This is a genomic window from Companilactobacillus bobalius (assembly GCF_009764355.1).
Genome location: NZ_LNUA01000037.1, coordinates 1 through 5048 on the forward strand (window position 1 = coordinate 1; position 5048 = coordinate 5048).

The window sequence follows — 5048 nt, forward strand, 5'->3', positions numbered from 1 at the left end:
AAGGGTATTTTCCATAAACTGTTTAAACCCTTTGTAAATGCCCTTAATTTCGTTTTTAAGCGATTTATTCTCTTTCTCCAACGAATCAATTTTCTCTAGATTATTATTATATCTATCTGCTAAATCGTTGAAATCACGCACTACTTCCTTGTATTTTTCTTTTACATAGTCAATCCGCTTAGGTAAATCAGTTTCCGCATATTTCTTTAGTTTCTCATTCGATTTATATAAATCTTCATAGCCTTGTATTAAGGCATTTAATTTATCTTCAGGGATAATCACATTTCCTGTTTTTCGTTCTTCATTTTTCGTAAATTCATGTCGCAACTTACCAATACCAATGGTTTCGCCACTTGGTACTTTGACCGTTTTCGTTTCGTCTTTTAAATCTAAACTTTCTTTCTTGATTGTTGGTGTTTTATCGTTCGATAACGCTAAAACTTCTGACTTCCGCTGTTCCAGCGTGGTAGTCAGCTCTTTTAATTCATCCTTTGCCTTTTTATATTCAGGCACTGTTAAATTTTTACGCTCTGACCCTTTTTCGCCACGTTCAAGCTCAAAACCACGCTCATTTAAATACTTTGGCAATTCGTCTTGTACCGCTTGTAAGGCTTGACGATTAAAAACAGTCTTTGCTGATAGCTTGTGTTCGTCATTAAACGGCACAATTCCTAAGTGCATATGCGGTGTCGTTTCGTCTAAGTGAACTTGAGCATAGCGGATATTCTCATCACCAAATTTTTCTGAAAAATATGATTTAGCAACTTCAAAATAATCTTTAATTTCTTTACTATCTTTATCTTTAAAAAATTGGTTGTCAGAAGTTATGATCCATTCGTTTATTAATACAGCATCTTTTCTGACAGCACGACTACTTGATTTGTTGTCGTTAATAAATTGCTCAATATCTCGTTTATAATTTTCTGTCCGATTGACCAAATCATAATTTAAATGTGACCGTTCAACATCAATATCTTTGTTGGAATGATTGTCTGTATTTCTCTGATTATGATTACCTACCCCAACTAAATTTCCTGATTTTACCTTCTGCATTCTCGCCACTACAAATGACATATAAACACTCCTAACTTCGGGACAGCTTCCATGTAAAGTATAACCCACTATACTTTACTTCGTAAAGGTGGGCTCGCCGAGGGGTCTTGCAGACGGCTTATTCGGCTCTTTTGAGCCGAGTATCAGCGCACCCTTATGGTGCAATTAGCTGATACAAAAAACAAAGAGTTGGCTCATGTAATCCAACTCTTAAAACACAAAAAAATAACCCCCTTGGCTTTTCAGCAGGGGGCATATTTTTTATTTAATTCCTCACTCTTTATAAACTTGGTTTTCTTTTTGCCAATTCGATTTTATGTACTCTTTTATAAAAAGAGTATTCCTCTCTGTTAGCAATTCGAACCAACCAGCAGGAGCTCGGTCAGACATACAATAATCAGCAAAATCTTTTAAATGCATAATATTGTTATCCGAAATAAAACCAAGCATTTCTTTTAACGCTTGTCTTTTATCACCAGTAGATAACGCTAAACAACTTTCAAGGTCAAATCCACCAAACACTTGTATTTCTGTATTATCGTATTGATACTTTTCAGGATTATCCATATGCGTTAAATATCTAACAGCACCAGTTAAACCACTTATTCTTTCAGGAATCGGTGCCCTTAAAGCTCTTGCCATTTCGTCCATTTGTTCAAATGATTTATTGCCCTTGTAATTAAAAACTATATGATAATGCGGCTTTTTCTTTGTTCCGTCTGCATTAACATCTTTATCATGTAATGGACTAATTGCCACAGGTTCAGTTGAAATAATCTCTTTCCAATTCTCTGGCAAACTTTCAGGATAAACAACAATCCACCAGTTACGACCTCGCTTATAAGGCTGTTTAGTTTTTGGATTTAAATTCTTTCTAGGCAATGCCCAATCTGTTCTATTTTCATTTTCCATATTTTTCTACACCTTCCTAGTTACTCTACTAGGAAAACAAGGGAAAATTTGATAAACTTGAGTTGCGAAATCAAAGAAAACCAAATCTTGCGAGCCCTTGCTATCTTCCTAGCAGGGCTTTTTTTATTTAAAAATAGTCCCCTTATCATCAGCTTGATTAATTAAAAATGTAACCAAACCTGATTTAGTCATTCCATATTTTTGTGCCATTTTTTCTAGTTTGTCATTCGATTCAACAGGTAAAGATAAAGTCACTTTTTTCTTCTCAACTTCAACCACAAAATACACCTCAATTCTCTTCAAAATCTCTTTTACACTGTAATTATATTATACATACGACAGGAATACAAGATTTTACAAAAAACTTTTTTTCACCTCGAAATAGGTGCTTAAAACGTTCATATAAAGGTATTTACAAGACATTTAATCTTTTTATCTATTTGGACAATGGACAATGGACACATGGGGGGTGTCGTAGTGCCCCCATGAGTTGGTCGATTTTTTCAAAATCTCCCCCCAGTTTGCTTCCCAATTCCTAAAAACTAATAAAACCGCGGGCGTTGCCCACACCCACAAACGCAATGCGTTTGATCATGCCTCTGAAAAGTAGCTAAACATTCACACCTGTTGGCTTTCCGTCGTCTATGCAAAAGCTAAATGACAACAAAAAAAGCTGCAAGGGTAAATGCACTCACTACGTTCGCCCTTGCAGCTTTTTCTATTGCCATTTTTAACGCTTATGCCGACGAAAAGACCAAACAGGTATAAATATACTCGAATTGATTTAAAACGCCTTAAAACGCAAATATGAGCTTCTAACGACTTAATTCATCTCTATCTCGTGTTCGAGTTTCATTTCTATGAATTTTTTCAAACTCTCCACCTTTTACAAACTCTTTAATTTCGCTCACAAGGTTATTCATGAGCTTTTTAGCTTGTCCAACAGTTGCACCAAGGGTATTTTCCATAAACTGATTAAAACCTCTGTAAATGCCCTTAATTTCGTTTTTAAGCGATTTATTCTCTTTCTCCAACATTTACAAAAGCGACTCATAGAATTATTTCCTCCCGTTAAATAATAGATAACTATTAAAAATAGACAATACTTGCTCATAAGTAATGGTACTTAAATTGTTTACTTTGGCGTGTTTCATTGCTTGATGAAACTGATTTTTAGTAAACAGTTGACGATATTCTCGATTGACCCATTTTGAAACAAAGTACGTATATAGCTTCCAATATTTATCTGGAACATCTGTGGTATGGCGGGTAAGTTTTATTAAGACACTGTTTACTTTTGGTTTAGGATGAAAGCATTCCGCTGGCAGCTTAAGCAATTGCTGAATCGAGACTTGAGTGTGCAAGAGCAACCCTAGTGTTCGGTGAATATCCAAGGTACGCTTGTAGAATCCTTCTTCAACAATCAGATAGATGTCAGACGCACGGCTTTCAAAAACCACTTTTTTAATAATTTGTGTGCTTAAATGGTAAGGAATATTCCCAACAATTTTATACCTCTGTTTGTTAGGGAATTGAAACTGTAGAATATCTTGGTGAATTAAAGTGACACGAGTATTCAGTTTTAATTTTTCTGACGATAAGTTGAATAGATGACTGTCTAATTCAATAGACGTTACCTGTTTACTTATTTTAGCCAGTTTCGTCGTTAAATGCCCTTTACCTGTTCCAATTTCGTAAACGGTATCGGTTTCTTTTAAATTCAATTGTTTTATTATTTGGTTGAGTACTTTTTCACTCGTTAAAAAGTTTTGAGAATATTTTATATTTTTGTTCATGTAATCTCTCCTGAAGTGATTACATCTATAAACAAATACAGAAGTTAAACGATTTGTTTGTAATTTTAGTTATCTGTTTAAAAAGTCATAAGATTAGTCACTGGTAGGAATTAATCTAACGTATTTATTTATCTGCGTAATCACTGTTTTTAGTCTGTTTCAAAACAGTAGATGTTTTATCTACATTACGCATTTGGAATACCAACATGACGAATCCCTCCTTCTTAATTACAAATTTTTAGCATCTAATTTAACTTCAATTCCTATTATACAAAATTTTAAGATAATGCACTATCAACACACTCTTAAGTTTGCTTCTAAGTCTTATTTCCATAACTTTAGGGTTAACCATACGCAAGACCAATCACTCTCGGACAATACTCATGATTTTAATGATAAAATCCATGTTAAACCCATAGATAAGAAATACACCTGCAATAACCGTTACCTGTTTGTGCCAATTTAAAAATGCACCACTTTTTTATAATTAAAACGGTTGAAAACTGTACCACTAATAACTCACAATAGAGAGATGTCACCGTCAAGTTAAATGTACAAAATAACAGCGAAATTTTTAAATCTATTTCTTATCGATACAAATTCCTCGTAGGCGCTCGGGACCCCTAATAGTATCAAGATAAGAAGAAAAGGGTATTTTGCTCCGCAAAAACCCTTTTAAAAACCGTGGGCTTCCGCCCACCCCTGACAAACGCAATGCGTTTGATCATGCCTCTGAAAAGTAGCTTTATCACGTAATTACTTTTCGTCGCTCAGCAAAAGCTAAATGCCTAAAATAAAAAGACAAGGGTAAACGTTGCTCACGTTGTTCGCCCTTGTCTTTATTATTTATAGCCATTTTAAACGCTTATGCCGACGAAAAGTAATAATCACGTGTAAATATACTCGAATTGATTTAAAACGTCTTAGAACGCAAATATGAGCTTCTAACGACTTAATTCATCTCTATCTCGTGTTTGAGTTTCATTTCTATGAATTTTTTCAAATTCTCCACCTTTTACAAATTCTTTTACTTTGTCTAAAACGCCACTAACAAGCGTTTTAACCTGTTCAGTTGTAACTTGCTTAGAATCTTTAAAGTACTCTTTAAACCCTTTGTAAATGCCCTTAATTTCGTTTTTAAGCGATTTATTCTCTTTCTCCAACGAATCAATTTTCTCTAGATTATTATTATATCTATCTGCTAAATCGTTGAAATCACGCACTACTTCCTTGTATTTTTCTTTTCCATAGTCAATCCGCTTAGGTAAATCAGTTTCCGCATATTTT

The 5048-nt window shown here is 34.3% G+C and carries 6 protein-coding genes and 3 pseudogenes; all 9 read right to left on the reverse strand.

Annotated features, from left to right (window positions below; translation table 11 throughout):
* On the reverse strand, positions 1-1074 hold a 1074-nt coding region (gene mobV, locus ATN92_RS12415; protein ID WP_158106787.1), incomplete at its 3' end, for a MobV family relaxase.
* A 252-nt stretch (positions 1075-1326) separates the two neighbouring features.
* A complete protein-coding gene (locus ATN92_RS12420; protein ID WP_056950684.1) occupies positions 1327-1965 on the reverse strand; it encodes a replication protein in 639 nt (212 codons plus the stop codon).
* Positions 1966-2088: 123 nt separating this feature from the next.
* Positions 2089-2244 carry a protein RepA gene (locus tag ATN92_RS12425; RefSeq protein ID WP_002328822.1) on the reverse strand — a complete coding sequence of 52 codons (156 nt, stop codon included), beginning with the start codon at positions 2242-2244 and terminating at the stop codon, positions 2089-2091.
* 536 nt (positions 2245-2780) lie between these two features.
* Positions 2781-3002 carry a hypothetical protein gene (locus ATN92_RS12430; RefSeq protein WP_010712928.1) on the reverse strand — a complete coding sequence of 74 codons (222 nt, stop codon included), beginning with the start codon at positions 3000-3002 and terminating at the stop codon, positions 2781-2783.
* Positions 2978-3055: pseudogene (locus ATN92_RS19570) on the reverse strand (rRNA adenine methyltransferase); the annotation flags it as partial. The pseudogene ATN92_RS19570 and the gene ATN92_RS12430, both read right to left, overlap by 25 nt.
* Positions 3024-3761: a 23S rRNA (adenine(2058)-N(6))-methyltransferase Erm(B) gene (gene erm(B), locus ATN92_RS12435; RefSeq protein ID WP_001038795.1), complete on the reverse strand. Its 738-nt coding sequence runs from the start codon at positions 3759-3761 to the stop codon at positions 3024-3026. The gene erm(B) and the pseudogene ATN92_RS19570, both read right to left, overlap by 32 nt.
* Before the next feature lie 124 nt (positions 3762-3885).
* Complete coding sequence (locus tag ATN92_RS12440; protein WP_001814874.1) at positions 3886-3969, reverse strand: 23S rRNA methyltransferase attenuation leader peptide; 84 nt, start codon at positions 3967-3969, stop codon at positions 3886-3888.
* Positions 3970-4017: 48 nt separating this feature from the next.
* Positions 4018-4101: pseudogene (locus ATN92_RS19330) on the reverse strand (MLS leader peptide); the annotation flags it as partial.
* Between the two features lie 604 nt (positions 4102-4705).
* Positions 4706-5048 (reverse strand): annotated as a pseudogene (locus ATN92_RS12450) (plasmid recombination protein); the annotation flags it as partial.